Origin of the sequence: Pedobacter heparinus DSM 2366 (assembly GCF_000023825.1) — a bacterium.
Taxonomy (GTDB): Bacteria; Bacteroidota; Bacteroidia; order Sphingobacteriales; family Sphingobacteriaceae; genus Pedobacter; species Pedobacter heparinus.
Genome location: NC_013061.1, coordinates 5,144,019 through 5,167,383, shown reverse-complemented (window position 1 = coordinate 5,167,383; position 23,365 = coordinate 5,144,019). Strand labels below are relative to the sequence as shown.

The following is a 23,365-nucleotide window of genomic DNA, read 5'->3' as shown; positions in this document are numbered from 1 at the left end:
AAATTAATAAATTAGTCGCAGTATGATCAGATTTATCCACAAAAGAAAGCAACTTCAGGTGCAGCGCCTCGGGTTAGCTTTGTTGGCAGCTATATTATGCCCGGTTTTATTTTCCGCCTGTTCTACAGAGAAGCAGATTGGCCGTTCTGTAAAAAAGGTTTTTGCAGACTCGCCGGTACTGAAAAAATATTATGCAGGCTTTGCATTATACGATATGGCCACAGCACGAATGTTGTTTGAAAGACATGCCGACCAGTATTTTACGCCGGCATCCAATACCAAGCTGTTTACCTTTTATGCAGGTTTAAAAATGCTGCCCGACTCCATTCCTTCGCTGCGTTATGTAGAGCGGGGCGATTCCCTGATCTTTTGGGGTACAGGGGACCCGTCTTTGTTGCAAAGCAAGCTGAAGGGAACAAAGGCCATGGAATTTTTAAAGGCCAGTCCGAAAAAACTGTTTTATGCACCAGGAAGGTATACCGGCGATTTTTACGGCAGTGGCTGGCAATGGGATGATTATAACGAGTATTACCAGGCCGAGATCAATGAACTGCCGTTGATGGACAACCTGCTTAGCCTGAAGGCCGAAAACGGAAGGCTGTCTATGGTTCCCCGCCTGCTGAAGGACTGCCTTTCGGCAGATTCCGGAGACACCCAAAAAACATTCAGCGTTACGCGCGATTTTTATACCAATCATTTTAAATACCCTGCAATACCTCTTCCTGCCGGCTATAGCCAGGAGGTTCCTTATAAGGTAAGCCTGCCGCTTACGCTGAGCCTGCTTTCAGATACGCTGAAAAAGACAGTTATGCTGGCTAAAATGAAAATGCCTGCCGATGCAAAGACCGTTTATAATATGAGAACCGATTCTGTGCTCAAGGCAATGATGCTGCCCAGCGATAATTTTATTGCAGAGCAGCTGCTGCTGGTTTACGCAAACCAACTGGGGGAAGAGCTAAATACCAGTAAGGCCATTTCTTATATTGAAAAAACGTATTTAAGCGAGCTGCCGGATAAACCACGCTGGCAGGATGGCTCTGGTCTTTCCAGGCGCAATTTATTTACCCCCCGGGATATGATAAAATTGCTGGAGCTCATCTATAAACAGGTAAACAACCCGGCACGCCTGTTTAACATGATGCCTGCGGGGGGCAAAAGCGGAACACTCAGAAATGCCTATCCCAAAACCGACCAGCCTTTTGTATTTGGTAAAACAGGTACCCTTTCAGGGGTGCATAACCAAAGCGGCTATGTGCTTACCAAAAAGGGAAAAACTTATATTTTCTCTTTTATGAACAACAATTATGTTGTTCCAACGGCCGATGTGAGAAATGAAATGGTGCGTGTTATGACTTATATCCATGAAAAATTCTGATCCGGATTTAACGCAGCTGCAAAGCCCCCTGTCGCTAAACATAAGGGTAGAGGGGCAGTCGTATCTGTATTTCAGCGGAACAGCCTACCTGGGTATTCCCCAAAATCCAGACTTTATGGCCTTGTATCAGGAAGGGCTTAAAAAATTCGGCCTGAACAACGGAACCAGCAGGGGCAATAATGTTCAGCTGGGCATTTACAATGAAGCAGAACATTATGCGGCGCAGTATTTTGGGGCTGAAGAGGCCCTGATCACCTCAAGCGGCTACCTGGCGGCCCAATTGCTGGTCAGGCATTATACAGCTTATGGCAAGGTGCTTTATGCCCCGCAAACACACCCCGCCCTTTGGTTAAATGAGGCCCCCGCTGTTGGCGGAACCTTTAGCAGCTGGGCAGAAAATGCGTTGACGCATATTAATACCAGCAAACAAAACAAATGGCTGCTGGTCAGCAATGCTTTGAACAATCTTTTTCCCGAGCGCTATGATTTCTCTTTTTTAAAGGAGATCCATCCCGATAATGAAGTGATCCTGATTGTAGATGATTCTCATGGTATAGGTGTGCTGGATGATGGCCGGGGTGTTTTAAATTTAATTGCGGCACCCAAACACGTCAAGGTAGTTGTGGTCGCGTCTATGGCCAAGGCTTTAGGTGTAGACGCCGGGATTATCTTAGGCACCCGGGCGCTTGTTGCAGGGTTAAAAAAGAGCAATGTATTTATGGGTGCCTCACCACCTGCCGCCGCCGGGCTATATGCTTTTATGCATGCCAAAGCACTCTATCGTGCCGAACTGAACAGGCTAAAGCAGCATATGGAAACCTTCTCTGCCGGAATCAGCCCTGAAGAATGGGATTTTATACCGGATTATCCGGTTTATTTAAGTAAGGACCGTAATTTATACACGAAATTATTGCAGCATCATATCCTGATCTCTTCCTTCCCTTACCCAGATCAGAACGGGCCATCTTTAAACAGGGTTGTCCTGAGCAGCTGGGCCAGTCCCGAAAGTATAAATGAGCTGCTTGAGGCTATAGCTGCTCAAAAGGAATATCCATGAGGTCGTAATTTTGCCAGCCCATGAAATCAAAATGCCACCACTCATTGGGGATTACCCTGAAACCGTGTCTGTGCATGATATTGATCAGGTACTCTCTGTTTTTCAGGATTTCCGGGGGCAGGTCTGCATAAGTGGAAGAGGCCTCGGGGGCAAAACTGTCATAAGGTGTGGGCATGGCCAGTGCTTTCCTGGTTTTTAAATCAATTAAAGTCAGGTCTACGGCGCAACCCCTGTTATGTTTTGAACCCTTTTTAGGGTTGGCCACAAAGTTCTTGTCCGAAGCCCCTTCGTAAAAAGCCAGGGTAACCTGATAAGGGCGGTAGGCGTCAAATATTTTTAACCCGTAACCTGCTTTTTTAAGCTCTGCCTGAATTTTTTTCAATTGTATAACCACCGGTCTGCGTGCAAAGGCCCTTGCCTGCTTGTACATGACGCGGTTCATAAAATTGTCCGCTGTGGCGTATTTAATGTCGAGCACAATACCCGGAACATATTTTTTGATCTCCAGTAGCTTATTGTCGCTGTTTTTTTTGCAGGAATCCAGGTAATCGGCATAAGAACACACCTTTAAACCATACGGATTGAGCTTATTTTCCTGCGCAAAAACAGCGCAAAACGGAGCCAGAAACAATAAAAGGAATAATTTTTTCATCCGGAGCGGTTATTGATTGGCGGCTACAAGCAGCTCAATGTCCTTATAGGGCAGGTTAAACATGTTTGCCAGGTCCTTACTGGTCAGGTGGCCCTGGTAAATGTACAGTGCTTCCCTGATCCCCGGTTTGTTCCATACCACGTTCATCAATCCGCCCATGTCGCCTATATCTATCAAAATAGGCGTAAAGATATTGGTTAGCGCATAAGAGGCCGTTCGGGGTACCCTTGAGGCAATATTGGGCACACAATAATGAATGACGTCGTGTTTCCGGAATACTGGGTCCTTATGGTTGGTTACTTCTGAGGTCTCAAAGCAACCGCCCTGGTCGATACTTACATCAATTACCACCGAGTTTGGTTTCATGCGCGCTACGGTTTCTTCCATTACAATGCAGGGGCTCCGGCCATGTGAGGCGCGAATGGCGCCAATCACCACATCGCAGGTCGTAATGGCCTTGCCCAATACGATAGGTTGCATTACCGAAGTAAAAACCCTGCTGCCCAGGTTATTTTGCAACCGCCTTAACCTGTAAATAGAACTGTCGAATACTTTTACCTCTGCGCCCAGCGATATGGCTGTACGGGCAGCATATTCGCCAACTGTACCTGCGCCCAGGATTACAATTTCTGTAGGGGGCACACCGGTAAAACCACCCAGCATCAGCCCTTTTCCACCCGTTACGTTGCTCAGGTATTCTGCGGCTATTAAAATAGAGGTGGCACCAACAATTTCGCTCATGGACCGCACCACACTTAAGATATTACCTTCATCACGCAGGTTCTCAAAGCAAAGGGCATTGATCTTTTTGTTGAGCAGGGCCTTGAGGTAAGACTCTTTCAGGGCACCCATCTGCAGGGCAGAAATTAAGGTCTGCCCCTTATGCATCATGGCAATTTCTTCAGTAGTAGGGGGCGCAATCTTTACCAGGATATCTGCTTCAAAAACTTCTTTTTTGTTAAAAGAAATGATCGCACCCTGTTCACTATAATCTTTATCAGAAAAATTTGCACCTACGCCGGCCCCGGTTTCAATAATTACCTTGTGCCCGTTGTTGACAAGGAGCGCAACAGAAAGTGGGGTCAGTGCGATCCTGTTTTCCTGAAAAGAGATCTCTTTAGGAATGCCGATGTATAAACTGTTGTTCTTTTTATTGATTTCTGACATTGCCTCTTTGGGTTGTATTAACCCTTTTTGGGCAATGGAGGCCATACCTTCGCGTAATCCTGTAGCCATTGTTTATTTATTCATTATGGATTGAAATTAAGCAATTTAGCTGAAATTTTTATGTTTGGGATTTAAATTTTTGAAATTGACAATAAACGGTCGTTTTCATTCAGGGTTTCGATCCGGATTTTGAGGTAATGCTCAGGTAAAAGCCCTTCAATTTTCTCGGGCCATTCAATAAAGCAGGTATTACCAGAATAAAAATACTCTTCATAACCAATATCGTAAGCTTCCTGCAGGTTTTTAATCCTGTAGAAATCAAAATGATAGATGATATGGCCATTAGCATGGTATTCATTTACGATGGAAAAGGTCGGGCTTGAAACCACTTCTTCTACACCCATTGCTTTGGCCAGGGCCTTGACCAGGGTAGTTTTTCCGGCGCCCATATCGCCCTCAAAAATGAAGAAAGATTCGTCCTCTGCATAATTTAAGATTTTTTCAGCAGCCTCATCCAGTGCCTCAATGCCATTAACTGTAAGTTTCATGTGGTGTATTCAATAAATACAAATTTAGTAAATATGAATTTATAATGTACTTACCTTGAACTATATGTTGCAATAGGAATGATCATTTCCTCTAATGAAATGCCCCCGTGCTGAAAAGTCTCATTGTAATAATTTACAAACTGGTTATAGTTGTTCTGGTAAACAAAATAACGGTCCTCTTTTGCAAAGATGTAGTTGGAACTGATGTTGATCTTCGGCAATTGTGCTTCATGGGGGTTTTTGATCAGAAATACCTCTTTGGCATTAAAATTAAGGTTTCGGCCTTGTTTATAGCGGAGGTTGGTATTGGTGTTCCTGTCGCCGATCACCTTGCTCGGATGTTTAACCCGGATGGTGCCGTGGTCGGTCGTGATCACCACTTTAACCTTTTTCTGCGAGATTTTTTTAAGCAGGTCCATTAAGGGCGAATGTTCAAACCAGGAAAGCGTTAAAGAACGGTAAGCTGCATCGTCATTGGCCAGTTCACGGATCATCTGCATATCAGTGCGGGCATGCGAAAGCATGTCTACAAAGTTGTAAACGATGGCATTGAATTCATTTTGCATCAGGTTGTTGACCTGCTCGTTCAAAGCCCGGCCATCATCATAGGTCAGGATCTTATTGTAGCTGAACTTGCAGTCCTTACGCAGCTGACGTTTGATCTGGTCGGCCAGAAAGGCTCCCTCGTGCATGTTTTTTCCGCCCTCATCATCATCGTTCTGCCATAACCCCGGAAAGCGGCGCTCCATTTCAAGGGGCATAAGACCGGAAAATATGGCGTTCCTGGCATATTGTGTAGCTGTAGGCAAAATGCTGGAATAAATATCTTCATCGTCCATCCGGAAATGTTCGGTAATCAGCGGATTGATAATGCGCCACTGGTCGTAACGCAGATTATCGATCAAAATAAAAAAAACAGGGGTAGTACTGTTGATCAAAGGAAAAACTTTCTTTTTCAGCAGGTCATTTGACAAAAGCGGGGCCTGGCCCTTACCGTTTACCCAGCCCAGGTAATGGTCTTCAATAAACTTTGAAAACTGCATATTGGCTTCGGATTTTTGCATCGTCAGGATTTCGTGCATCTGCGGATCATCCAGTTTTTCGAGTTCCAGCTCCCAGAATACCAGTTTTTTATAAACTTCTACCCACTCTTCATAGCTCAGCTTGTCGTTCAGGGTCATGCCCAGTCGTCTGAAGTCCTGCTGGTAGGCCATAGATGTTTTTTCGCTGACCAGTCTTTTATTGTCTATGATCTTTTTAATGGTCAGCAATACCTGTTTAGGGTTTACAGGTTTGATCAGGTAGTCGTCAATCTTTGAGCCGATGGCGTCCTCCATCAGGTTTTCTTCTTCACTTTTGGTGATCAGAACTACAGGAACATCATTCCTGATGTTCTTGATGGCGGTCAGGGTTTCCAGTCCGCTTAGCCCGGGCATATTTTCATCCAGGAAAACCAGGTCAAAATGCTCCTTTCCAAAGGCCTCCAGGGCATCGTTGCCATTGGTAAAGGTAGTTACATGGTACCCCTTTTCGTTTAATAGTAATATATGTGGTTTTAATAAGTTGATCTCATCATCGGCCCATAAAATCTTAGTCTCTTGCATCATTTATGTGTATAATATAAAAATAATTCCTCAAAAAGAGACATCTCTTTCTTAGTATGGATAAAAATAGCAATTTTTGTACCGTATAATTTATTTTCAAGGATTGAACAAGAAGAAAATCATAAATGATCCAGTATATGGCTTCATCAATATCCCTTCTGAAATCGTATTTGACCTGATCTCACATCCGTATTTTCAAAGATTAAGATATATTAAGCAATTGGGGATGACGCACCTGGTATATCCGGGGGCCTTGCACACGCGTTTTCACCATGCTATAGGTGCCATGCACCTGATGAGCCTGGCCATTGAGGTGTTGAGGGGCAAGGGGCAGGACATTACGGCCGAAGAGGAAGAGGCTGCAACGATAGCCATTTTGCTGCATGACATTGGGCACGGGCCTTTCTCGCATGCACTGGAGCATACATTGGTAAACGAAATTAAGCATGAAGACATTTCCATGCGGCTGATGGAAAAGCTGAACGAAGCCTTTGATGGTCGCTTAACGCTGGCCATAAGGATTTTTAAAGGCGATTATCCCAAACATTTCCTGCCACAGCTGGTTTCGAGCCAGCTGGATCTGGACCGGATGGATTACCTGAACCGCGACAGTTTTTTTACGGGAGTAAGTGAAGGGGTGATCAGTTTTGACCGCATCATTAAGATGTTTAATGTACTGGATGAGGAATTGGTCATAGAAGAAAAGGGCATTTATTCGATCGAAAAGTTTCTGATTGCACGCAGGTTGATGTACTGGCAGGTTTACCTGCATAAAACAGTGATTGCGGGCGAAATGCTGCTGGTAAAAATTCTGGAAAGGGCAAAATACCTGGCTTCTCATGGCGAGGCTTTGTTTGCTACGCCGGCATTGCAGCATTTTTTAAAAAATGAAATTACGGAAAAGGAGTTTTTTAAAGGGGATTTGCACCTGGAACAATTTTCGAAGCTGGACGACCAGGATATTTTTGCTTCGGTAAAGGTTTGGGCCGAGCATCCGGACAGGATCCTTTCCCAGCTTTGTGGCATGCTTAACCAAAGAAACCTTTATAAGGTAGAGATCAGCAATGATGCGCCCGATGAAAGCCGGGTAGCCGAACTGAGGGCCAGGACTGCTGCATTTTTAAACCTGAACCAAAAAGATGTCTGTTATTTTGTATTTACAGATATGATCAGGAACCGGGCCTATAATGCCGGCAGCGGCAACATCAACATCCTGTTGAAAAACAATACGATCATTGATATTGCAAAAGCTTCGGATTTATCTAACTTAGAATCTTTAGACAAGACTGTGAAAAAACATATATTATGCTATCCACGAATTATTTAGCATTTTTTAACAAAATAACTCGTGATTTATCCCGTTTTTAGTTTTTCAATTTAAAATGATGAATTGACAACCTAAACAGGTTTATTTGTTCATATCAATTTAACATATAACTTTGTAAAATGCAATTTACTGCCAAGCAGATAAGTGAGTTTATAGATGGTACCATTGAAGGCGATGAGCGCGTTGGGGTTAGTGAGCTTTCCAAAATAGAAGATGGGAAGGCCGGTTCATTGTGCTTTCTGTCCAACCCCAAGTACGAGAACTATTTATATTCCACAAGTGCTTCAGTAGTTATTGTTGGAAAAGACTTTGTCCCTTCGCAGCAGGTGAACAGCACGTTAATCCGTGTGGCAGATCCTTACAGTGCCTTTTCTGTTTTGCTGGAAAAATATAACGAAGTGGTGAACCAGAACAGTGCACAGGTAGGTATTGAGCAGCCCAGTTTTATTCACCCCTCGGCAAAAATCGGTAAAAATGTTTTTATAGGAGCTTTTAGCTATATTGCTGAAAATGTAGAGATTGGCGATAACTGCAAAGTTTCTCCGCAGGTATACATTGGTGCTGATTCTGCTTTGGGTAGGAACTGTACTTTGTTTCCCGGAGTGAAGTTGTATAACCGGTCTGTTTTGGGCAATAACATCATTATACATTCCAACACTGTAGTTGGGAGCGATGGTTTTGGTTTTGCTCCCCAGGCCGATGGGACCTATACAAAAATTGCGCAGATCGGTAATGTGGTGATAGAGGATGATGTGGAAATTGGTGCGAATACTTCGATAGACCGGGCTACGATGGGCTCTACGTTTATCAGGAAAGGGGTTAAATTAGACAACCTGATCCAGATTGCACACAATGTTGATGTGGGTGAGCACAGTGTTGTTGCGGCACAGACAGGGATTTCGGGCAGTTCTAAACTGGGCGAAAAGTCTGTTATTGGAGGGCAGGTGGGCATCGCCGGTCACCTTTCGCTGGCAAAGGGCACCCAGATCGGGGCCCAGGCAGGGATAAATTTTAATACCACTGAAGAAAACAAACAATGGCACGGAAGTCCGGCACAGCCCCTTCGCGACTGGATGCGGGCGTCTGTGATCTTTAAACAGCTGCCTAGTGTTGAAAAAAGGATAGCGAGCCTGGAAGCAAAGATTAAACAGCTGAATGAGCTCATTGAACAAAACAGTACAATACCAAAATAACAATGAACGTTAAACAAAAGACCATAAAGAATGAAGTTTCGGTACAGGGCGTAGGGCTGCACACCGGGGCAAATGTTACACTTACTTTTTGTCCGGCACCTGAAAACCATGGATTTAAATTCCAGCGTACCGATCTTCCGGGCAATCCGGTTGTAGATGCCGATTGTGACAATGTTACGGATACCGCCAGGGGAACCACTATTTCTCAGAACGGGGCCAGTGTAAGTACTGTTGAACATGTTATGGCCTCTTTGGTGGGAATGGACCTGGACAATGTGCTGATGAAACTTGACGGACCTGAAACGCCGATTATGGATGGCAGTGCCATTCAGTTTTTAGATGCACTGGAAAGTGCGGGCATTCAGATACAGGAAAAAGACCGGGAATATTTTCAGATCCCACACAATATTGCTTATACAGAGCCGGACAGAAAGGTAGAAATTGTGGCGATGCCTTTAGACGATTACAGGTTTACCTGTATGATTGATTACAATTCGCCGGTTTTGGGCAGTCAGCACGCCGGGATTACCAGTATTGCTGAATTTAAAAAGGAAATCGCTTCCTGCCGTACTTTTTGCTTTTTGCACGAACTGGAATACCAGCTGCAAAATAACCTGATCAAAGGCGGCGATCTAAACAATGCCATTGTTATTGTAGACAAAGAAGTAACCAAGGAAGAACTGGACCACCTGGCCAAGATATTTAAAAGAAAGGCGATTGAAGTTGCCCCTCAGGGTATTTTAAATAATATGGAGCTGAGGCACCAGAACGAACCGGCAAGACATAAATTGCTGGACATGATTGGTGATCTTGCCCTTGTGGGGGTGCATCTAAAAGGACATATTATGGCAGCCAGACCCGGACATGCCGCCAACGTGGCATTTGCCAAAAAAATCAAAGCAGCCATCAAAAAGGAAAAAAACAAAAAGGTACAGCATGTGTACGACCCAAGCGTTAAACCGCTGTACGATACGGTTCAGATTATGGACATCCTGCCGCACAGACAACCATTTTTGTTTGTCGATAAGGTTTTGGAATTATCGAAGACCCATGTGGTTGGCGTAAAGAACGTGACCATGAACGAGGAGTTCTTTAAAGGACATTTTCCGGGAGCGCCGGTTTTCCCTGGGGTGATCCAGATAGAAGCCATGGCACAGACCGGCGGGATCCTGGTACTGAGTACGGTTCCTGACCCGCAGAACTACCTTACTTTATTCCTGAAAATAGACAATGTGCGCTTCAGGGCTCAGGTACTGCCAGGCGATACCATTATCTTCAGGTGCGATCTGATGGAGCCAATAAGACGCGGAATTGCACAAATGAAAGGTGTGGGCATGGTGGGCGGAAAAGTGGTGGTTGAAGCCGAGATGATGGCCCAGATCGTAAAAGTAAAAGAAACCGAAACTACATGATACAACCTTTAGCATACATTCATCCCCAGGCAAAAATAGCAGACAATGTCGTTATTGAGCCTTTTGCGGTAATTCATAAAGATGTTGAAATTGGTGAAGGAACCTGGATCGGCTCTAATGTGGTGATCATGGATGGAGCAAGGATCGGAAAAAACTGCAGGGTGTTTCCCGGCTCGGTGATCTCTGGTGTACCCCAGGATTTAAAGTTTGCCGGCGAGATCACGACCGCGGAGATTGGCGACAATACAACAATCAGGGAGTGTGTAACGATAAACCGTGGAACGAAGGATAAATGGAAAACGGTTATTGGCAGCAATTGCCTGATCCAGGCGTATTCACACATTGCGCACGACTGTGAGGTTGGTGATTTTTGTATATTTTCTAACAGTACTACGCTTGCAGGGCACATTACAATCGGAAATTATGTGGTGCTTGCGGGCCTGGTGGCCATCCACCAGTTTGTAAAGGTTGGCTCACATGCTTTTGTTACCGGGGGTTCATTGGTTAGAAAGGATGTTCCGCCTTATGTAAAAGCCGCCAGAGAGCCGCTTTCTTATGCAGGGATTAATTCTGTAGGCTTACGCAGAAGGGGCTTTTCTTCGGAAAAGATCAATGAGATACAGGAAATTTACAGGGTCTTATTTGTGAAGCATAACAATGTGACTAAAGCCCTGGATATGATAGAAGCAGAATTTAAACCTACCGAGATCCGGGATGAGATCGTAGATTTTATCAGGAACTCGAACAGAGGGGTGATGAAAGGTTTTGGCTCTGGCAGTTAATCGCCCGGAAAGCATGACGATCAGCTTGCAGAACGTTGGCAGAAGGTTTAATCAGGAATGGATTTTCAGAGGGCTGGATTATACCTTCAATTCTGCCGGAAAATACGCTGTGCTGGGTCCAAACGGTTCTGGTAAGTCTACTTTGCTAAGTGTTTTATTGGGCAATCTTGGCCCTTCTGAGGGGAAGGTGGTTTATGAGGACGGAGCAGTTGTTCCTGTAGCAGCTATTTATAAGTACATCAGCTTTGCAGCGCCCTATTTAGACCTGATAGAGGAGTTTACGCTTCAGGAGACCATAGATTTTCATTTTAAGGTTAAGGGTTTTCATGCAGGAATGGATGCGGCAGCAGTACTTGAGTTATTGGGGCTTTCGAAAGCTCAGGACAAGGCCTTAAAATACTTTTCTTCGGGGATGAAGCAGCGTACGAAGCTTGTACTGGCCTGCTGCGCAGACACGCCTCTGCTTTTTTTAGATGAGCCGACCTCTAACCTCGACAAGCAGGGGCTGGCCTGGTACCTGGAGCTGATTGAGCGTTTTGCCTTGAACAGGACGCTGATTATAGGCTCAAATCAGGAGGTTGAATATTCTTTTTGTAACCATTTTGTGCAGTTGACGGATTATAAATAAGTAAAATTTATATTTGAAAACAGGGCGAAGGGGACTATTTAGGGCTTAAAACACCTTTGTGAAAATATTTTTAAACTACTATTGTATAATTAATAAATAGTCTTTACCTTTGCGGCACGAAAAAAGGCCGAAAGTTTAGGCACAATTTCAAAAAAAATGGCAAAAGCATCAGACATTAAAAATGGTAATATCCTTCGTTTTAACGGAGAATTGGTACAAGTAGAAGAGTTTCTACACCGTACGCCGGGCAACTTGCGTGCTTTTTACCAGGCCAGGATGAGGAATGTAAAAACCGGGAAACTGGTGGAATACAGGTTCCGTGTAGATGAAGAGGTGGAGATTTGTCGCGTTGAAACCAGTGATTACCAGTATTTATACGAAGATGGCGATGCGTTGGTGGTCATGGACAACAATACTTACGAACAGTTTAATATCCCGAAATTGTTATTCGGTAAAAGTGTTCGGTTTTTGAAAGAAGGAATGAATGTGATCATTGCATTTGAAAGCGACGAGCCGATTATGGCCCAGACACCTTCGCATGTAGAGTTAGAAATAACCTACTCAGAGCCTGCAGTTAAAGGCGATACCTCTACAAATGCATTGAAATATGCAACTGTAGAGACAGGAGTAGAGATAAAAGTGCCAATGTTTATCAATCAGGGCGATAAAGTTAAGATTGATACACGGACAGGTGACTATATAGAAAGAGTAAAATAAGAATTTTCATAGTTTAGTTTTAGGTTTAGGTTGATTGAGGCTTCGGAGTGGTTCCCGAAGCCTTCTTTTTTACTTTTTATTCTGGAGAAAAATCATTGCCGATGCTGCTGAGGCGGAAATCCTTTGCCCTGAAGAAGGGCAAAATATTTCAATGCTTCTTTAGCACAGCCATAACTTTACTTTGGGTACCTATAGGACACAGAAAAGAAGGGCTTTGGGGTTTTTGATGGGGTGTCATTTGCAGGGCGCGGAACCGATAGGGGTTACAACCGGGTGTTTTGTTATATTTGCTTTAATGACAAAAGCGGAAATTAGAAAAAAGGCTGTTGTACAGCGTAGAGGGCTTTCTGAAGAAGAAATAGCTGTTTATAGCCAGCGATTGTTGTCCCATTTCACTTCATTTAATCTGACCGGCGTACATACCATTCATGTGTTTCTTCCTATAGCAGAACAGAAGGAGCCGGATACCTTTTTGTTTATAGACTGGCTGGCCCGGCTGCACCCCGAGATCAGGATCATAGTGCCTAAGGCTGATTTTGAGACGGCCTTAATGCATAATTATGTGTATACGGGCAGGGAGGGGCTGCTGAAAAATATTTACAAGATCCTGGAGCCTGCCGGTGGCGAACTGCATACCGGAGCGGTAGATATGGTGCTGGTACCGATGCTCGCCTTTGACCTCCGGGGTTACCGCGCAGGCTACGGAAAGGGTTTTTACGACCGTTTTTTGCAGGGATTGGATACCCGGAAAATAGGTCTATCGTTCTTTGGTCCGGTTGAAGAGATTGATGATATCAATGTGCATGATGTGGCGCTGGATTGTTGCATCACCCCCGAAAAAGTATATTATTTTTAGTCAGGGCTTAAATCAGAAAGAAATTTCAACTCAGGGGGTAACAAATACCGGCTCCGCCTGATATCTCTCCAAACAGTTTGATTTTTAAACTAAAGGAGAAGATTATGAAAAAGTTAATATTAATGGTAATGGCAGTAGTATTGAGCAGCCTTACCTGGGCACAAAACAGGCCGGATTCGACGGCAAGCAACGGGGGAAGACTTCAGGTTTCTGCTTTTGGTGGCCTTAGCATGCCCCTCGGCAAATATAAAAATGAGATCGGCAGGGCCAAAAACGGTTATTTTGCCGGATTGGCTATAGACCAGTACTTCAAAGGGAACAAGTGGGGTATAGGCCTGGACGCACGTTTTCTGAACCATGAGATGCGCAAGTTTGACAGCGTGTTTTTTGCCAATGGGCATATTGCTACAGCTTATAAAAACCATCCTTCTTTTCAGCACATTGCCCTAAGTGTGGGCCCTACTTATAAAGTGGGTTTTGGTAAGCTTGATTTTGAGGCATTTTTACGCGGAGGGGTATTGTTTGAGGGCTTTCCGCAGTATACACAGTCCATTTATGTAAATGCTGCTTCAGGCCCCCCGGTAAAAACATTCGACAATTATTACACCAGCAATTCGAAAGAAAAAACCAAATCCTGGATGGGACTGGGAGGTTTGCGGCTGTCATATGGCCTTGGGGATCATTTGGCTTTGTTTGTACAGGCCGACTACCTGCGGGCCTTTGGTAAAAGCTTTGGCAGCGACTCCAGTGAATTTTACATCACCCGCTATAGTGAAAAGAAAGCCATTACCGCAACCGATGTCATGAATGTAAAAAGCGGACAGATCACCAACATACTTGATTTCTATGAAGAAAAACCGGTTACTCAAAAAACTTTTGTACAGGCCGTAAATGTGGGCCTGGGGATTAAATATACTTTTGGTGGCAAACGTAAAATTGCTGCGCCTGTTCCTGTTACCAAAACCCTAGCGCCACCCGCTTCCGCAGTGCCTAAAGACATTCTGGTGGTGGTAAAGGACAGGCAAACAGGCCTTGCTTTAAGCGGCGTTACCCTTAAGATCAGCCATAAGGGGGTAGACCATACTTCCATCAGCAATGCCGAAGGACAGGCAGAGCGCATTAAAGGCGCTGAAAAAGGCAGTTACCAGGTTACAGCCGTAAAAAATGGAATTGCTGCTGAACCTGTGGCCATCACTGCGTCTGACTTCGATAAGGCAGGAAATGTGATCTATAAAGAGATTTATCATGATGATCCCCGTTTTACGCTGATCGGGGAAACGGTAAGGGCAAATGACAATGCGAAACTGCCGGGAATTGGTACGGTGCTGACCAATGCATCTAACAGTACCAATATGACCCAGATCTCGGATGCGGAAGCTAAATTTGTTTACCAGCTGGAACAGCAATCGGATTATAATATTGTCGCCAATCAGGCCGGTAAATTCTCGCAGACAGAAAGTGTGAGCACCAAAGGGCTGGACAGGAGTAAAACATTGTATGTAACCCTGAAACTTGGGGTAAGTAACCTGGATGCCGGAACGGTATTTGTACTGAAAAATATCCATTATGACTTTGACAAATCGAACATCAGGCCAGATGCCGGAAGGATACTTGACAACCTGCTGAACGTCATGTCACAAAACCCAACCTTGAAGATCGAGTTGTCGTCGCATACCGACAGCAGGGGTAAGGATGCCTATAACCTGCGCCTTTCGCAACAAAGGGCAGAAGCTGCGGTAAATTACCTGGTGGGCAAAGGTGTGGCGCGTGACAGGATGGTAGCCAAAGATATGGAGAAACAAGATTGCTGAACCGTTGTGCAAATGGGATAAACTGTACTGAAGATGAACATCAGAAAAACAGAAGGACTGAAATAAAGGTTTTAAAGTTTTAGTGCGCAAGTTTTAGGAGGAGTGGCAAAGCCCTGCAGATGAATTTGCAGGGCTTTTTATGGTTGCGACCGGATAAAATCGCTGATAAGGTAAGCAATGGTTTTGGGGGTGCTGGTACTTTGCCGGCCATCTGTCAGGGCAACAGCGCCCTCGCAAAGGTGCAAATAAGCGAATTTTTTGTCTGCCCTTAACACCAGGCTCCTGACTTCGTTCAGACTAAAGCCGGAGGGGCTGACGGCGCTTGACAACACATCTGCTATCGCATCCAGATCAATCTCCAGACCAGGTGCTGCGCCGCTTTGTTTTAACAGACTGTCCCAGAACATGGTTACGGGCTGGCTGCTTTTTAACATATCGTCAAAAAACAGGGCCTGTATATCCGGGTTTTTTGCGATTTCCTGTAAAATGCTGCCGTTGTTATAATTCTGGTGCAGGCCAAATACACTATAATGTTTTAAAAAGCCCTGTTTTAAGGCATAGCTGAAGCCATTGCCGCTGTGCCTGCCCGCTGTGGCCCTCAGGTCTGCATGGGCATCTATGTTGAGCACATCTACTGGCCGGTTCAGCGCCTTTGAAATGCCCTTCATAATAGGGAAAGCGTTGTTGTGCCCCCCGCCGATCACAATGGGGATTTTGCCTGCCTCAACTATTTTTTGGACAACGGGGTAAACCAGGTCATCTATCTCAGCTACTTTTTGCTGCAGACCGCTAATGCTGTTGTCTGCGGGTTCCGAAAACTCAAAATGGCCCAGTACCAGTAATTCATCGCCCTTAAAAGAAGGTGTACTTTGAATGTTGAGCAGCGCTTTCAGTGCGGGTTGCCAGGCCGTTGAGGCGCCTGCTATACCATAATTGGCCCTTACACCTATATCCTCCGGAATGCCCAGCAAAACAAATTTAGCGGTACTCGTTTGCAGCTGGCCGGCACTGCTTACATGCTGCACCTGTTCTCCAAGCCTGGTTTCACCTTCCCTGCGGCTAACCAGGGCCAGGAGATCCGCTTTGCTGTAAATTTTAAGCCCTTCCATCAGCAGATCTTTCCGTTAAGGATAATGCTTTCTATTTGCGACTGTCCGAAGCTATAGGGCAGAAAGGCAAGGGAAGGCATGGGCCTGGTGATGAACAGGTTGGCTTTTTTACCTTTGGTAATGCTACCGGTTTCCCCGCTCAGCTCCATAGCCGCAGCCCCGTTCAGGGTAGCCGCATTGATGGCTTCCCGGGGCTGCATCCGCAGTTTGATGCAGGCCAGGGACACGACCAGGTTCATGTTGCCGGAAGGGGTAGAGCCCGGGTTGTAATCGCTGGCTATGGCTACAGGGATATCGGCATTGATCAGCCCCCTGGCGTTGGCATAGGGGATATTGATGTAAAAAGAACAGGAAGGCAATAAGGTAGCGATGGTATGGCTGTTTTGCAAACTGCTGATGACGGCCTCATCTGTAACTTCCAGGTGGTCTACCGACACGGCCTGGTGCTTTACCCCCAACTGTACCGCGCCCGATACCGATAACTGGTTGGCATGGATTTTAGGTTTTAGTCCGTAACCCGCTGCTGCAGCAAGCAGCTCATCCGTTTCAGCCACAGAAAAGAAGCCCTGCTCGCAAAAAACGTCCATATAGTCGGCCAGGCCTTCATCCGCAATCCTGGGCAGCATTTCATCGGTAATCAGCTTAATGTAAGCGGCATGGTCGTTCTTATATTCCGGGGGATAGGCATGTGCTGCTAAAAAGGAAGCTTTAACCGGAATGGGGAAAGATTCTTTTAATCTGCGGATCACCCTCAGCATTTTGAGTTCGCTGGCTGTGGTCAATCCATAGCCGCTCTTGATCTCTACAGCGCCTGTACCCTGCCTGATCATGTCGTTCATCCGCAGCGCTGCAGCATCATAAAGCGCATCTGCTGAAGCGTGCTGCAGCTTACGTGCAGAATTTAAGATGCCACCTCCTGCAGCAGCGATCTCTTCATAGCTTTTTCCGGCTATTTTCATCTCGAATTCCTCTTCCCGGGAGGCCGCAAAAACTATATGGGAATGTGAATCGCACCAGGAAGGAAAGACATAGCCCTTTTTAGCATCGTGTGTATGCAGGGCATTTGGCAATTGTGCAGGCAGGCTGCCCATCTTTCCAAAATCCGAGATCTTTCCGTCTTCGCACAACAACCAGGCGTTTTCCATCAGCGGGAGTTCGCCCAGCTGTGCGCCCTTTAACTGCCTTGTGTTGCCGGGGTGGAGGCCAACAAGGCAGCCAATATTGATGAGCAGCAGGGCAGCCATATTTTATGGGTTTAGTTCTAATAAAACAGGGCAATGGTCGGAATGGATCGCATCGGCAAGGATAGACACTTTTTTCAGTTTCGGCAGCATAGCCTGCGTAGCCAGGTGATAATCGATACGCCAGCCCAGGTTTTTGGCCCTGGAGTTGGCCCTGAAGCTCCACCAGGTATAATGGTGGGGGTCTTTGTTAAAATGTCTGAAGGTATCGATAAAACCACCATTCAAAAAGAGTTCCATCCATTCCCGTTCTTCGGGCAGGAAACCTGAAGAGTTGGCGTTGGATTTGGGGTTATGGATGTCGATGGCCGTATGGCATATATTGTAATCGCCGGAGATGATCAGGTTGGGGAGCGTTTTGCGTAAGGCTGTAATATAAGCCTCAAAAAAGCGCATAAACTCGTACTTCTTCACCTGCCGTTCATCACCACTTGATCCGGATGGAAGATACACGCTCATCAGGGAGAAGTCGTCAAAGTCGGCCCTTAAGATGCGGCCTTCCTTGTCAATCCATTCTTCACCGCAGCCATATTCAACATGGTTGGGTTTGATTCGGGTCAGAATGGCAACGCCACTGTACCCCTTTTTTTCGGCAGGAAACCAATAGTGATGATAGCCCAGTTGCTCTATTAAAGCAATGATTTCTGGGATTTGCGAAGGCAGGGCCTTAACTTCCTGCATACAGATCATGTCGGCATCGGTAGCCTGCAGCCATCCGAAGAAATTTTTGGTAGAGGCAGAGCGGATTCCGTTAACGTTATAAGAGATAATTTTCATCTGTTTAAATTTTGTTTTTCTTTTGTGATGAAGTGTGGGCCGCTTTTTCCAGCTTAGCGATTTCCTTTTCCAGTTTTCGGGATTCGGAGCGTTTTAAAACAGTAACCGTCATTTTTACATCTTCAAGCGGCCGGTTGTTGCTGTCGGTCTTCACTACTGCAATGCTGTCAATCAGTTCCATTCCTTTAACCACCTCGCCATAAACCGTATAATTGCGGTCTAAATGGGGTGTACCGCCAATGGTTTTATAAATTTCCCTTTGCCAAAGGGGGATTTTGAAATTAAGGCGTTTATTTTCCAGGTCATCCAGGCCCTGGTCTGTAAATATTTTGCCCTGCACCAGGTAAAACTGGCAGCCGCTGGATGCTTTTTCCGGATTATTGTCCCTTGCCGCGGCCAGTACCCCTTTTTTATGGAACAGGCTGTCGCGAAATTCAGCAGGAACGGTATAGCCTACAGTTCCCTCACCAAGCAAAGCACCCGGGAGTGCTGTTTTGGAGTCGGGGTCTCCACCCTGGATCATAAAATCTTTGATCACACGGTGAAAAAGCGTGCCATCATAAGTGCCCGCTGCGGCCAGCTTAAGGAAATTGTCGCGATGCTGCGGGGTTTCATTGTACAATTTGATGATGCATTCGCCGAATGTAGTTTTGATTTTAACATACTGGTGCTTAGGTTTTGCAGAAAATGCTGAAATAAAGCATAGGCAAAGGATTATGGTAAAATAATTCTTCATTATCAGTTTAATTATCCTGCTAAGTTATTTATTTGGCCAGACAATTTCTTATCCTGGATCAACAATTAAGTCGCTGATCCGTTATAGTTTTGTAAATCATTTAAAACCAGTAACGATTATGTCAAACTTAGCCGGGTTTAACACATTTACCAGCAGCCTGCAGGATCAGGGCCAGCTGATGCCAGTGCTTTTTATGGGCCATGGTTCGCCCATGAACGGGATTGAGGACAATGAGTTCAGTGCCAAATGGGTCGAAATGGGCCGAAACATCCCGGAACCCAAAGCGGTAGTGGTGGTATCGGCACACTGGTTTACGCGGGGTACGCAGGTTACGGCAATGGATTTTCCAAAAACGATCCACGACTTTGGCGGTTTTCCGCAGGCCCTGTTTGACGTGGAATATCCGGCTCCCGGTGATCCGGAACTGGCCAAAGAAACTGCCGGACTGATCCATAGCACAGCAGTGGGGCTTGACCACGACTGGGGCCTTGACCATGGGGCCTGGACGGTTGTGCGCCATATGTACCCTAAAGCCAATATCCCGGTACTGCAGCTGAGCATCGATTATACCAAAGATGCGACCTATCATTATAACCTGGCCAAAGAGCTGTCGGCTTTACGTAAAAAGGGTGTGCTGATTTTAGGGAGTGGCAATATGGTGCATAACCTGAGGATGATGAGCTGGGAAATGATCAACGGCGGCGGATACGACTGGGCCCTGGAAATGAATGAGAAGTTCAAAAGCCTGATCATGAACGGGGAACACCAGCCTTTATTGAACTACCAACGCCTGGGTAGCGCGGCCATGATGGCCATTCCTACCCCCGAGCATTACCTGCCCCTGTTGTATACTTTGGGCCTGCAAAATAAAAATGAGGAGGTTTCTTTGTTTAACGACAAAGCCGTGGGGGGCTCGCTGACCATGACCTCGGTTCGTGTAGGGTAATTTACAGCAGTTTTTTTAACCATTTCAGCAGCCGGGACTTGTTTTCATAAGGCGGGTAAATGAGCGCTGTGGTATTGATGGGCGACTGGTAGACTACTGCTCTTTCATGAGAAAAGGCCTTGAAGCCAAAAAAGCCGTGGCAGCTGCCCGTTCCGCTCCCGTTTACCCCACCAAAAGGGAGTTTCGGATTGGAAATGTGGATGAGGACATCGTTGATACAGGCCCCTCCGGAAGAGGTGTTTTTGAGGATGTATTGAATGTTTTTGCGGTTGGCACTAAAAACATATAAAGCCAGCGGCTTGCTTTTATGGTTTACATAAGCAACCGCTTCGCTGAGGGTCTGGTAAGCGATAAGGGGCAGGACAGGCCCAAAGATCTCTTCCTTCATGATGGTCGTTCCTACGGGGATCCGGGCCAGTACAGTTGGGGATATGGTCTGGCTGGATTCATCTTTTTCGCCACCCAGCACCGTGATGGCCCCTTTATCCAGGGCATCTGTTATTAAGTCTGACAGCCTTTCAAAGTGTTTTTTACTGATCAGCTTTGCATAAACTTCGGTATTGAGCTTTCCGTTCTTAAAAAACAAGCGGTTAACGGCCTCTTTATAATATTCGATAAAAGACTGTTGCAGATCGCGGGGGATCAGCACATAATCGGGGGCAATACAGGTCTGGCCCGCATTGATCAGTTTGCCCCAGGCAATTTTTTCGGCTGCTTTTTTCAGGTTGGCCGTTTCCTCTATAATAACAGGCGATTTGCCGCCAAGCTCCAGGGTAACCGAGCTGAGGTTTTTGGCGGCGGCCTGCATAACCAGTTTGCCAATTGCGGTACTGCCGGTAAAAAAGATATGGTCGAAAGGCAGCTCAAGCAACGCAGTGGAAATGCCGGCGTCCCCTTCAAAACAACAGACCTCACGTTCATCAAAACAATCCCTGATCAGCGCTGCAATCACCGAACTGGTAGCCGGGCTCAGTTCAGATGGCTTCAGTATCGCGCAATTGCCCGCAGCTATGGCCGAGATGAGGGGGCTCATGAGGAGCTGAAAAGGATAGTTCCAGGGCGCAATGATCAGGCAGCAGCCCTTTGGCTCGTAACAGATCCTGTTTTTCGCAAAAAGATTACTGATGGTTTTGCCAGCCCTTTTCGGTTTCATCCAGCTGTTCAGGTTATGGATGGCAAAGCCGATCTCACTGTAAATAAAGATCAGTTCTGTAAGCGCACTTTCAAACCGGCTTTTTCGCAGATCACTTTGCAGGGCAGCATAAATTTTTTCCTCATAGCTTTCTATACAGGCCTTTAAGGTTTTTAATTTGTCAATTCTTTGTGCAGCATTGCTGTTTCTAAGTGTATATTTATGTTTTTGCTGGGCTTCAAAAGCGGAGTGCATCATTTGGGGTTCCCGTAAATACTTCATTTGACCGATATTGCAGATGATTAATTAAATATAAGAGATACAAAATGAAAAGGAGATTATTTGTTGTTTTCGTAATTGCAGTATTGGCCCAGGCAGCGATGGCCCAGACCATTAAAACGGGGGTGCTGGTCATCGGGAATGGAAATAATGCAATCGGTGCAGGCTTTCAATCGGCCTTGTCGGGCGTAAAGACCATATTGCTGTTGCAGGAGCCGGAGTTTAATCTTGCTGCAATGGATAAAAACCTGGCCTCGGGACTGGAGCTGACCTTTTTAAATAAAATGCGCAAAGAGAAGGGCATTAAGGACAGCACCGCTGCGGTTTATGTGGATGGGACGAGCGCAAACGTGGTGCTTAAAAACTGGGGCGACAGTGTGAAGAATTTAACGGTGATCCGCAATATAAAATGGTCCAGGATCAAACGCTCGGGCAACAACTGGAATGTGCTGCTGGCAGACGGGAGGACCATAAAACCGGAAGTACTGGTAAATGCCGACCATACTGGCCAGGTAAATACCGCCATTGCGCTGCCGGCCGCTGCAGCCAAACAATGGCAGGCTTTAAGTTATGCCGACAACCTTTACCGCCTGAGTGTAGCTTCAGGCTATGCAGAAGGGGGTGCTACAGGTAATATTCTGCTGATGCACAATTTGCTGCTGCCCGGCCAGGAAAACCTGGTGGTGCTGAATGCGGTTCAGGAGAGCATAGCTGCCGGGCAGGCAGCAGGTGCTACAGCCGCTTATGCAGCATTTTTTAAAACAAAAACCTCATTATCTAATTTAAAGGTGATACAGCGGGAGCTGATTGACCATAAACTTTCGGTAATGCCTTTTGCCGATGTGCCTAGTGCAGACAGCAACTGGAAAGCAATTCAGCTACTTGGCCTTTCGGGCTTTTTGAAGGCTCAGATTGCTGCGGGTACAGCACGCTTTTTGCCGGAGCAGCCGGTAACTATAACTGAAATAAAGGAGCCCGTAAAAAGCTTTTATTATAAGGCACAGATCTGGTTTGACGATTACAAGGAACCTGAAATGAGCATCGGCGCAGTATTGAGCCTGGTTTGTATGGTAGGAAATAAATCGCCCGAAAACACGAGGGAAGAAGTGAAAAAGAAATGGAAGACAGGCTATAAATTTAAAACAGAATTTGACCTGAACCGCATTGCAACGCGCAGGGAATTTGCTGTACTGCTGAACGAGTATTTGAACCCCTTTATTGTGAATATAGATAAAGCAGGAAAGGTGCTGCGGTAGGCCATAGATTTTGTCTATATCTGTATCAAGATTAAGTATCCCTTATATCCCGGTTCCGGTTGTTTTTGAGGGGCGATAGCCGTACCTTTGTGCCATCAAAAAAAACAATAAATACAAAATATAATTATGGCTATAGTAGGTAAAAAATTCCCGAGTGTTAGCATTGATGCGATGTCTGAAATGGGCGATGATCTGAAGATCAATGTATTTGAAGAAGCAGTTAGTAAAGAAAAAAAAGTATTGTTATTCTGGTATCCAAAAGATTTCACTTTTGTTTGTCCAACTGAACTGCATGCTTTTCAAGCGGCCTTACCTGATTTTGAAAAAAGAAATACCATTGTAATTGGTGCTTCTTGCGATACCAATGAAGTTCATTTTGCCTGGTTAAATACCGCAAAGGACAACGGTGGTATTGAAGGTGTAACTTACCCGATCCTGGCGGATACACACAGGCATCTGGCCAATATTTTAGGAATTGTTGATCAGGAAGTGGAGTATGATGAAGAAGGAAACGAATCTTTCAGTGGTTCAAATGTTACTTTCAGGGCTACTTACCTGATTGATGAGACGGGTAAAGTGTTCCACGAAAGTGTAAACGATATGCCTGTTGGCAGAAATGTAAAAGAATACCTGCGTTTAATAGATGCTTATGCCCATGTACAGAAACATGGTGAAGTATGCCCTGCAAACTGGGAAGAAGGTAAGGAAGCGATGAGTGCGAACAGGACCGGCGTTGCAGAATATCTGAGCGCTAATTAAT

At 45.6% G+C, this 23,365-nt stretch carries 22 protein-coding genes; 13 read left to right on the top strand and 9 right to left on the bottom strand.

Annotated elements, in window-relative coordinates; genetic code table 11:
- Window positions 1–22 precede the first annotated feature (22 nt).
- Window positions 23–1,375, top strand: coding sequence for a D-alanyl-D-alanine carboxypeptidase/D-alanyl-D-alanine-endopeptidase (locus PHEP_RS21380; protein WP_015810085.1), 1,353 nt, complete (start codon window positions 23–25; stop codon window positions 1,373–1,375).
- Complete coding sequence (locus PHEP_RS21375; protein WP_015810084.1) at window positions 1,362–2,432, top strand: aminotransferase class I/II-fold pyridoxal phosphate-dependent enzyme; 1,071 nt, start codon at window positions 1,362–1,364, stop codon at window positions 2,430–2,432. The genes PHEP_RS21380 and PHEP_RS21375 overlap by 14 nt, the downstream gene beginning before the upstream one ends.
- Here the strand turns inward: PHEP_RS21375 and PHEP_RS21370 are convergent.
- From PHEP_RS21370 to porX, 4 genes are all read right to left on the bottom strand, one after another.
- Window positions 2,404–3,084, bottom strand: a complete 681-nt coding sequence (locus PHEP_RS21370; RefSeq protein WP_015810083.1) for a M15 family metallopeptidase — start codon at window positions 3,082–3,084, stop codon at window positions 2,404–2,406. The two genes, PHEP_RS21375 and PHEP_RS21370, sit on opposite strands and share 29 nt — an antisense overlap.
- A 9-nt stretch (window positions 3,085–3,093) precedes the next feature.
- Window positions 3,094–4,320 (bottom strand): alanine dehydrogenase, encoded by a 1,227-nt coding sequence (locus PHEP_RS21365; protein WP_015810082.1) that lies wholly within the window; start codon window positions 4,318–4,320, stop codon window positions 3,094–3,096.
- A 62-nt stretch (window positions 4,321–4,382) separates the two neighbouring features.
- Window positions 4,383–4,799, bottom strand: a complete 417-nt coding sequence (tsaE, locus tag PHEP_RS21360; protein WP_015810081.1) for a tRNA (adenosine(37)-N6)-threonylcarbamoyltransferase complex ATPase subunit type 1 TsaE — start codon at window positions 4,797–4,799, stop codon at window positions 4,383–4,385.
- A gap of 50 nt (window positions 4,800–4,849) precedes the next feature.
- On the bottom strand, window positions 4,850–6,403 hold the full coding sequence (gene porX, locus PHEP_RS21355) for a T9SS response regulator signal transducer PorX (protein ID WP_036675347.1): 1,554 nt from the start codon (window positions 6,401–6,403) through the stop codon (window positions 4,850–4,852).
- A gap of 103 nt (window positions 6,404–6,506) precedes the next feature.
- On the opposite strand from porX, the gene PHEP_RS21350 reads away from it, so the two are divergent.
- The 8 genes from PHEP_RS21350 to PHEP_RS21315 all read left to right on the top strand — a co-directional run bounded on the left by PHEP_RS21350 (window position 6,507) and on the right by PHEP_RS21315 (window position 15,129).
- Complete coding sequence (locus tag PHEP_RS21350; RefSeq protein WP_036675014.1) at window positions 6,507–7,730, top strand: HD domain-containing protein; 1,224 nt, start codon at window positions 6,507–6,509, stop codon at window positions 7,728–7,730.
- A gap of 119 nt (window positions 7,731–7,849) precedes the next feature.
- On the top strand, window positions 7,850–8,923 hold the full coding sequence (gene lpxD / locus PHEP_RS21345) for a UDP-3-O-(3-hydroxymyristoyl)glucosamine N-acyltransferase (protein ID WP_015810078.1): 1,074 nt from the start codon (window positions 7,850–7,852) through the stop codon (window positions 8,921–8,923).
- A 2-nt stretch (window positions 8,924–8,925) separates the two neighbouring features.
- Window positions 8,926–10,335 carry a bifunctional UDP-3-O-[3-hydroxymyristoyl] N-acetylglucosamine deacetylase/3-hydroxyacyl-ACP dehydratase gene (locus PHEP_RS21340; RefSeq protein ID WP_015810077.1) on the top strand — a complete coding sequence of 470 codons (1,410 nt, stop codon included), beginning with the start codon at window positions 8,926–8,928 and terminating at the stop codon, window positions 10,333–10,335.
- Window positions 10,332–11,117, top strand: a complete 786-nt coding sequence (gene lpxA, locus PHEP_RS21335; RefSeq protein WP_015810076.1) for an acyl-ACP--UDP-N-acetylglucosamine O-acyltransferase — start codon at window positions 10,332–10,334, stop codon at window positions 11,115–11,117. The genes PHEP_RS21340 and lpxA overlap by 4 nt, the downstream gene beginning before the upstream one ends.
- Window positions 11,118–11,130: 13 nt before the next feature.
- Window positions 11,131–11,745, top strand: coding sequence for an ABC transporter ATP-binding protein (locus tag PHEP_RS21330; protein ID WP_015810075.1), 615 nt, complete (start codon window positions 11,131–11,133; stop codon window positions 11,743–11,745).
- A gap of 156 nt (window positions 11,746–11,901) precedes the next feature.
- Window positions 11,902–12,462, top strand: coding sequence for an elongation factor P (gene efp, locus PHEP_RS21325; protein WP_015810074.1), 561 nt, complete (start codon window positions 11,902–11,904; stop codon window positions 12,460–12,462).
- A 295-nt stretch (window positions 12,463–12,757) separates the two neighbouring features.
- Window positions 12,758–13,318, top strand: a complete 561-nt coding sequence (locus PHEP_RS21320) for a 5-formyltetrahydrofolate cyclo-ligase (protein WP_015810073.1) — start codon at window positions 12,758–12,760, stop codon at window positions 13,316–13,318.
- Between the two features lie 104 nt (window positions 13,319–13,422).
- Window positions 13,423–15,129, top strand: a complete 1,707-nt coding sequence (locus PHEP_RS21315; RefSeq protein WP_015810072.1) for an OmpA family protein — start codon at window positions 13,423–13,425, stop codon at window positions 15,127–15,129.
- Window positions 15,130–15,266: 137 nt separating this feature from the next.
- On the opposite strand, the gene PHEP_RS21310 is transcribed toward PHEP_RS21315, so the two are convergent.
- Genes PHEP_RS21310 through PHEP_RS21295 form a run of 4 tightly spaced genes read right to left on the bottom strand, consistent with a single transcriptional unit; the run spans window position 15,267 to window position 18,992 of the window.
- Entirely contained in the window at window positions 15,267–16,238 is a 972-nt protein-coding gene (locus tag PHEP_RS21310; RefSeq protein WP_015810071.1) for a formimidoylglutamase, read from the bottom strand.
- Window positions 16,238–17,482, bottom strand: a complete 1,245-nt coding sequence (hutI, locus tag PHEP_RS21305; protein ID WP_015810070.1) for an imidazolonepropionase — start codon at window positions 17,480–17,482, stop codon at window positions 16,238–16,240. Before hutI ends, PHEP_RS21310 begins: the two co-directional genes overlap by 1 nt.
- A gap of 3 nt (window positions 17,483–17,485) precedes the next feature.
- On the bottom strand, window positions 17,486–18,256 hold the full coding sequence (locus PHEP_RS21300; RefSeq protein WP_015810069.1) for an exodeoxyribonuclease III: 771 nt from the start codon (window positions 18,254–18,256) through the stop codon (window positions 17,486–17,488).
- A 4-nt stretch (window positions 18,257–18,260) separates the two neighbouring features.
- The gene (locus PHEP_RS21295; RefSeq protein ID WP_015810068.1) at window positions 18,261–18,992 is read right to left on the bottom strand and encodes a peptidylprolyl isomerase; all 732 of its coding nucleotides are present in this window, start codon (window positions 18,990–18,992) and stop codon (window positions 18,261–18,263) included.
- Between the two features lie 118 nt (window positions 18,993–19,110).
- On the opposite strand from PHEP_RS21295, the gene ygiD reads away from it, so the two are divergent.
- Window positions 19,111–19,938, top strand: coding sequence for a 4,5-DOPA-extradiol-dioxygenase (ygiD, locus tag PHEP_RS21290; RefSeq protein WP_015810067.1), 828 nt, complete (start codon window positions 19,111–19,113; stop codon window positions 19,936–19,938).
- A gap of 1 nt (window position 19,939) precedes the next feature.
- Here the strand turns inward: ygiD and PHEP_RS21285 are convergent, their stop codons facing one another.
- On the bottom strand, window positions 19,940–21,352 hold the full coding sequence (locus PHEP_RS21285; RefSeq protein ID WP_143715789.1) for an aldehyde dehydrogenase family protein: 1,413 nt from the start codon (window positions 21,350–21,352) through the stop codon (window positions 19,940–19,942).
- A 44-nt stretch (window positions 21,353–21,396) separates the two neighbouring features.
- Here PHEP_RS21285 and PHEP_RS21280 point away from each other — a divergent pair, with 44 nt between their 5' ends.
- Both PHEP_RS21280 and PHEP_RS21275 read left to right on the top strand, forming a co-directional pair.
- A complete protein-coding gene (locus tag PHEP_RS21280; protein ID WP_015810065.1) occupies window positions 21,397–22,605 on the top strand; it encodes a hypothetical protein in 1,209 nt (402 codons plus the stop codon).
- A gap of 126 nt (window positions 22,606–22,731) precedes the next feature.
- On the top strand, window positions 22,732–23,364 hold the full coding sequence (locus tag PHEP_RS21275; protein WP_015810064.1) for a peroxiredoxin: 633 nt from the start codon (window positions 22,732–22,734) through the stop codon (window positions 23,362–23,364).
- Window position 23,365 lies beyond the last annotated feature (1 nt).

Bases quoted from the DNA above. Each gene is read 5' to 3' on its own strand.
- PHEP_RS21380 (WP_015810085.1), top strand. From the start codon at position 23: ATGATCAGATTTATCCACAAAAGAAAGCAACTTCAGGTGCAGCGCCTC.
- PHEP_RS21375 (WP_015810084.1), top strand. From the start codon at position 1,362: ATGAAAAATTCTGATCCGGATTTAACGCAGCTGCAAAGCCCCCTGTCG.
- PHEP_RS21370 (WP_015810083.1), bottom strand. From the start codon at position 3,084: ATGAAAAAATTATTCCTTTTATTGTTTCTGGCTCCGTTTTGCGCTGTT.
- PHEP_RS21365 (WP_015810082.1), bottom strand. From the start codon at position 4,320: ATGGCTACAGGATTACGCGAAGGTATGGCCTCCATTGCCCAAAAAGGG.
- tsaE (WP_015810081.1), bottom strand. From the start codon at position 4,799: ATGAAACTTACAGTTAATGGCATTGAGGCACTGGATGAGGCTGCTGAA.
- porX (WP_036675347.1), bottom strand. From the start codon at position 6,403: ATGCAAGAGACTAAGATTTTATGGGCCGATGATGAGATCAACTTATTA.
- lpxD (WP_015810078.1), top strand. From the start codon at position 7,850: ATGCAATTTACTGCCAAGCAGATAAGTGAGTTTATAGATGGTACCATT.
- PHEP_RS21340 (WP_015810077.1), top strand. From the start codon at position 8,926: ATGAACGTTAAACAAAAGACCATAAAGAATGAAGTTTCGGTACAGGGC.
- lpxA (WP_015810076.1), top strand. From the start codon at position 10,332: ATGATACAACCTTTAGCATACATTCATCCCCAGGCAAAAATAGCAGAC.
- PHEP_RS21330 (WP_015810075.1), top strand. From the start codon at position 11,131: ATGACGATCAGCTTGCAGAACGTTGGCAGAAGGTTTAATCAGGAATGG.
- efp (WP_015810074.1), top strand. From the start codon at position 11,902: ATGGCAAAAGCATCAGACATTAAAAATGGTAATATCCTTCGTTTTAAC.
- PHEP_RS21320 (WP_015810073.1), top strand. From the start codon at position 12,758: ATGACAAAAGCGGAAATTAGAAAAAAGGCTGTTGTACAGCGTAGAGGG.
- PHEP_RS21315 (WP_015810072.1), top strand. From the start codon at position 13,423: ATGAAAAAGTTAATATTAATGGTAATGGCAGTAGTATTGAGCAGCCTT.
- PHEP_RS21310 (WP_015810071.1), bottom strand. From the start codon at position 16,238: ATGGAAGGGCTTAAAATTTACAGCAAAGCGGATCTCCTGGCCCTGGTT.
- hutI (WP_015810070.1), bottom strand. From the start codon at position 17,482: ATGGCTGCCCTGCTGCTCATCAATATTGGCTGCCTTGTTGGCCTCCAC.
- PHEP_RS21300 (WP_015810069.1), bottom strand. From the start codon at position 18,256: ATGAAAATTATCTCTTATAACGTTAACGGAATCCGCTCTGCCTCTACC.
- PHEP_RS21295 (WP_015810068.1), bottom strand. From the start codon at position 18,992: ATGAAGAATTATTTTACCATAATCCTTTGCCTATGCTTTATTTCAGCA.
- ygiD (WP_015810067.1), top strand. From the start codon at position 19,111: ATGTCAAACTTAGCCGGGTTTAACACATTTACCAGCAGCCTGCAGGAT.
- PHEP_RS21285 (WP_143715789.1), bottom strand. From the start codon at position 21,352: ATGAAGTATTTACGGGAACCCCAAATGATGCACTCCGCTTTTGAAGCC.
- PHEP_RS21280 (WP_015810065.1), top strand. From the start codon at position 21,397: ATGAAAAGGAGATTATTTGTTGTTTTCGTAATTGCAGTATTGGCCCAG.
- PHEP_RS21275 (WP_015810064.1), top strand. From the start codon at position 22,732: ATGGCTATAGTAGGTAAAAAATTCCCGAGTGTTAGCATTGATGCGATG.